Raw genomic sequence first — 4,326 nt, forward strand, 5'->3', positions numbered from 1 at the left:
CCCATACCATCACACTTTGGGACCATACACTTCACATTTTCTGTCTTCAAGACTAGTTTGTGAACAACCTCTATATTTAGTTTAACTTCACTTTGGATAATCTTGAAGAAGGCTAATCCTTAACTTGTGATATGGCAATCAACCCAATCAATGCACAGAAAATCATGTAAAAGCTTGCTGAAGTTTCTTGTCCTGTAACCTTGATGATTGTTGTGCATATGAATGGTGCAAGGCCACCAAAAAATCCAGCGGCTATATTCCTTGATAACCCGAATCCGCTGTATCGTACCTTTGTTGGAAATAACTTGCACATAAGCGCACTAACAGGACCAAACGACGCAGCTATTGGAATTATAAAAAGAACGTGTGCCGTTATAGTTAGCAAATTATCACCACTTAGCATCATTGAAAAAACTGGGTAACTTACTATTATAAAAGCCATGAATGCAAACTTCATGATTTTTTTTCTTCCTATCTTATCAGAGAGTACTGCAAACAATATAGTCAATCCCCCGAGCGCAATTTGACTCAGTATTTCCACTATGTGGTTAAAATGAGTATCTACTCTTGATGTAAGCACATTGAAAAGTATTAGGTATATGTAAAGAGATGAATTTTCAACTATATCAACTCCTACTGATATCAGAAAAGGTTTTTTATAGCCATTTAACAACTCTTTTAATGGTAATTTGGGTGGATTTTTCTGCTTTTTGTACTCTGGGCTCTCATCAAGTATATATCTTGTATATATGCTGATTAATCCCATTGCTAAGCTGAAAACAAAAGGTAAACGCCATCCCCAAGAATCAAAATTAGATACTTTCTTGCATATAAGTACTGCTATAAGACTTAATATCGAACCGAGAATTGCGCTTAATACTTCAATGCTACCAAAGAATCCTTTTTTATTTTTAGGAGCGTGCTCTATTAAAAACGGTGCATTTCCCGCTTCTCCTCCAAGAGATATACCTTGTAATAACCTTAAACATACCACTAGCATTGATGCTAGTATTCCAATGTTTTGATACCCAGGAACAAAGGCAATTAATACGGTTGACAGAGTCATCAATTTAATTGAGAGCAATAGAGCAATTCTTCTTCCATGTTTATCACCAATATGGCCAAATATAGCAGCACCGATTGGTCTCATTAGGAACCCAGCTGCAAACACTCCACAAGCCTTTAGTACACTGATTAGTTGATCGTCCGATGGGAAAAACACACTGCCAATTATGCTTATTAAATGGCCAAAAAGCATGTGGTCATACCACAATAAAGTATTACAAATTAAACTCGAGAATATTACTTTTGTTATTTGCTGCATCACCTTTCCGTAGTTTGTTGAGTATTATAATAATTCGCTTTATTTTTGCAAATATAAATATTATATTAATAATAATATCTCATTAATTCTTAATATTTTTATATCGTTGACTATATTCAGTATTTTCGTATCATTGCCTATGTATTCCTATAAAATACCATGTTCCAATGAGAAAGCTATTTTTGTCTGTATACATAAGATCTTTTTATAGAATGCCATGACACATATCCCAGTTTTATTAAAAGAGATGCTATCACAGCTTTTACCACAGAGTGGTGGTGTATATGTGGATGCTACATTTGGAGCTGGAGGATATAGCAAAGCAATATTGGAGTCAGCTGATTGCAAAGTGTATGCAATTGATAGAGACGAAACAGTTATTAAATTTTATGATAATTTAAGTATCAAGCATCCAGGTAGAATAAAGCTATTTACTGAAAAATTTAGCAATATTAAAAATATATTGGATAGCCTTGAACACCTTGTAGAACCTTCTGTAATCTCAAAATCCTCTTCCGTTATCCCAGTTGAGAGCCAGAAAAAAAATGTATGGTCATGCGCTGGAATGACACCAGATGAATCTATCAATGCTGTAGATGGAGTTGTATTTGACATAGGAGTATCGTCTATGCAGCTTGATGATGGAGATAGGGGGTTTTCATTTTTACATGATGGTCCGCTTGATATGCGCATGGATAACTCTTCCCATATAAACGCTTCAACGTTTGTTAACGCTTTACGCGAAGAAGAAATTGCGAATATTATATATAACTATGGAGGCGAACGTTATTCTCGCAAAATTGCAAGGGCAATAGTGAACGCACGGAAGAAAAAAACTATCAAAACTACATTTGAACTTGCGGATATCGTACGTTCCGTGGTATTTCGTGGAAAAAGTAAAATTGATCCTGCAACTAGGACATTCCAAGCAATCAGAATATGGGTAAACGATGAGCTTGGAGAACTTGAGAAGGGTATTAAAGCTGCATCTGAAATCTTAAATAAGAATGGCAAGCTGATTGTCGTCACTTTTCATTCTTTGGAAGATCGTATAGTCAAAACCTTTTTTAAAGGCTTGTGTGAGCTAAGATCTACCGATTGTAGAACATTTTCTCTTCTGAACAAAAAAGTGATCAAAGCAAGCACTGAAGAAATAAATGCAAATCCACGTGCGCGTTCAGCAAAACTAAGAGCTATACAGAGGTTGTTATGAGAACTTTCTGTATAATTTCAATAGTTATGTTTTTTTTCAGTATTGTAGGGCTGTTTAAAGTGAAACTATATGTCCAGTCATTAAACGCAGAACTAATAAAAATAAAACGTGAAATTAATCTCGTGCAAAGTGACATAAAAGTTTTACAAGCAGAGTGGAGTTATTTGAGCAATCCAAAAAGGCTTGCAAACCTCATAGATAGACACCTGAAAAACAACTCTTTGATAGTAGCCAGCCAGGTTAAAAATCTTGACTCTCTAAATGGCCGTAGTGCGTTAGCACAACTTAAAAACCCGGATTCTACAAATTAAATATAGAGTAAGTTTTCCAGCATAGCTTTAGTTTCTCTATATCTTTTACTCCTTTCTCTGTATTTGATTACAGGCTTGAAAATAAAAGGCAACCCCAAAATTGTTAAGCTTAGAGCTAGGGTTGAAAATATGTAAGAAGCTTTGTATTTACTATGTAGCTCTTTCAGGTAAAGTATTAAGAACCTACAAAATTTTTTGTAGGTTTCGTTAATGTCTGTCCTGTCATTAGCTTTGCTGATGAACATATCTATTGCGGTGTAGCCGTCTTTGCATTTAACGCTAAGGTCTGCTCCTTTCTCTATTAACAGCTGGGCTATATCAAAATAATCCTTTTGAATAGCAAGATGCAGAGGTGCAAAACCTTGTTGCTCACAAATGTTCATATTGGCTTTAACTTCCAATAACATTTTTACAATTTTTATATGACCTTTTTTAACTGCTAGTAGCAAAGGGGTTCTGTTACATTTGGTGACAGCATTAGCATCTACCTTAAGCTTTAATAAGAGCTTAACTGCCTTAGTGTCACCATTATAGCTAGCTTTATGTAACCGGGCATTACCGCTACAATCTTGATCGTTTGCTTCTATTCCCTTTGAAACGAGAAATGCTACCATCTTCCTATTATTATGCTCAATAGCGCAATCTAATGCATCAAAACCGTGGTTGTTTTTTGTGCAGATAAACTCTTTAAAGTTAGCTTTTGCTTGCTGCTTTTTTACAATAAGTTTCACTATTTGCATTTTATTGTTGTATGCTGCTAGGAAAAGCGTAGTATTATTTTCTGTGTCTTTTGCTTCTATACTTGCCCCTTTCTTTATCAGATATTCTATAATTTCTGCTCGACTTTCATAATGTGCAGTACATTGATAGATAGCCAAAAATAAGGGGGTACGAGAATTATTATCTTCACCTTCAAGATTGGCCCTGCCATCAATTAAAGTTTGGACGCTTTTTTTAGAACCGTATAGTGAAGCTATGTGAAGAGGAGTATAGCCTTCTTGGGCATCTTTTTCATTAATTTTTGCGCCTTCTGCTATCAAAAAATCTATTAATTCTGTATCATCTTGTAATGCAGCAAGGTGCAGCGGAGTAAACCCGTTCTTATCCTTGGAATTAATTGTCAGCTGATTAACAAGGAGTTTAGCAATTTTTTTGTGTTCATGCATAACAGCATAATGCAGTGGATTTCTATTTTCATTGTCTATGGCGCTAAAATCGGCTTCATGTTCTAGCAATGATTTTACTCTAACTATGTCACCTTCTTTTGTAAATTTATGCAAAAGAGTGATTCCATTTGCATCTTTTGAGTTAATATCAAATCCACTTTCCACTAATTGGTTTATATCTTCCTCATGCGCCATACCGTTTGAATTAAACCCCTTTCGCATCAATAATACTCCTACTTGATTAAGTTTAAATGAATTTGTGAGAAATATATCATGCCTTGCATAGTTTGTGGTAACGTGCTGCGAAAAACC

The 4,326-nt window shown here is 35.1% G+C and carries 4 protein-coding genes; 2 read left to right on the plus strand and 2 right to left on the minus strand.

What is annotated here, in order from left to right:
* Positions 1-112: 112 nt before the first annotated feature.
* Positions 113-1,324: an MFS transporter gene (locus tag HET73_RS06125; protein ID WP_174133245.1), complete on the minus strand. Its 1,212-nt coding sequence runs from the start codon at positions 1,322-1,324 to the stop codon at positions 113-115.
* Positions 1,325-1,541: 217 nt separating this feature from the next.
* Between HET73_RS06125 and rsmH the strand changes: the two genes are divergently transcribed.
* Both rsmH and ftsL read left to right on the plus strand, forming a co-directional pair.
* Entirely contained in the window at positions 1,542-2,537 is a 996-nt protein-coding gene (rsmH, locus tag HET73_RS06130) for a 16S rRNA (cytosine(1402)-N(4))-methyltransferase RsmH (RefSeq protein ID WP_174133246.1), read from the plus strand.
* A complete protein-coding gene (ftsL, locus tag HET73_RS06135; protein ID WP_174133247.1) occupies positions 2,534-2,848 on the plus strand; it encodes a cell division protein FtsL in 315 nt (104 codons plus the stop codon). The genes rsmH and ftsL overlap by 4 nt, the downstream gene beginning before the upstream one ends.
* Here ftsL and HET73_RS06140 read toward each other — a convergent pair.
* A partial coding sequence (locus HET73_RS06140; RefSeq protein WP_246210225.1) for an ankyrin repeat domain-containing protein occupies positions 2,845-4,326 on the minus strand: 1,482 nt, incomplete at its 5' end. The genes ftsL and HET73_RS06140 overlap by 4 nt on opposite strands.

The organism is Wolbachia endosymbiont of Atemnus politus, assembly GCF_013309895.1.

Bases quoted from the DNA above. Each gene is read 5' to 3' on its own strand.
- HET73_RS06125 (WP_174133245.1), bottom strand. From the start codon at position 1,324: ATGCAGCAAATAACAAAAGTAATATTCTCGAGTTTAATTTGTAATACT.
- rsmH (WP_174133246.1), top strand. From the start codon at position 1,542: ATGACACATATCCCAGTTTTATTAAAAGAGATGCTATCACAGCTTTTA.
- ftsL (WP_174133247.1), top strand. From the start codon at position 2,534: ATGAGAACTTTCTGTATAATTTCAATAGTTATGTTTTTTTTCAGTATT.